Source organism: Streptomyces lancefieldiae (assembly GCF_031845825.1).
Lineage (GTDB): Bacteria > Actinomycetota > Actinomycetes > Streptomycetales > Streptomycetaceae > Streptomyces > Streptomyces lancefieldiae.
In genome coordinates this window covers 1-717 of the sequence record NZ_JAVRFH010000260.1, presented here as the reverse complement: position 1 = coordinate 717, position 717 = coordinate 1, and the positions used below count along the sequence as shown (strand labels likewise).

Below are 717 nucleotides of genomic sequence, written 5' to 3'. Positions count from 1 at the left end.
GTGTAGTCGGAGACGTCGTAGCCGCCGTCCTTCAGGGGGGACTTGAAGAAGGGCGGGAGCCAGAGGCAGTCCACGCCCAGCCACTGGAGGTAGTCCAGTCTGGCGGTCAGGCCCTTGAGGTCGCCGATGCCGTCGCCGTTGCTGTCCTGGAAGGAGCGGACGAGGACCTCGTAGAAGACGGCTCGTTTGAACCAGTCGGGGTCCCGGTCCCCCGCGGGTGTGTCCTCGAAGGTGTCCGGCACGGGCTCGTTGACGATCATGTGATGGGTGACCCTCCGATCTGCGGGTGGGACGGTCGCAGAACCGTGCAGACGTGCGCGGGCGTACGGCCCGGCTCCAGGCGCACGTAGTTGGCCCTGCCCCAGTGGTAGGTCTCGCCGGTGAGCTCGTCGCGCACCGGCACCGACTCGTGCCAGTCCAGGCCGAGTTGCGGCATGTCCAACGAGACCGTCGCCTCCTGGGTGTGGTGGGGGTCGAGGTTGGCGACCACCAGAACCGTGTTCGATCCCTGCCGCTTCGAGTAGGCGATCACCTCCTCCTTGTCCGTGGCGTGGAAGTGCAGATCGCGCAGTTGGCGCAGGGCCGGGTTCTCGCGCCGGATGGTGTTGAGCCGGGTGACGAGGGGGGCGATGGTGCGGCCCTCGCGGGCGGCGGCGGCCCAGTCGCGGGGTTTGAGCTGGTATTTCTCCGAGTCGAGGTATTCCTCGCTGCCCTCGC

Annotated in this window: 2 protein-coding genes; both read right to left on the bottom strand. The window is 67.8% G+C overall.

Annotated features, from left to right (window positions below; translation table 11 throughout):
- Window positions 1–260: alpha-amylase family glycosyl hydrolase (locus RM812_RS42005; RefSeq protein ID WP_311586266.1), on the bottom strand; the 260-nt coding region annotated here is incomplete at its 3' end.
- Window positions 257–717, bottom strand: a 461-nt coding sequence (locus RM812_RS42000) for a DUF3459 domain-containing protein (protein WP_311586264.1), incomplete at its 5' end; no start/stop codon positions are given. The genes RM812_RS42005 and RM812_RS42000, both read right to left, overlap by 4 nt.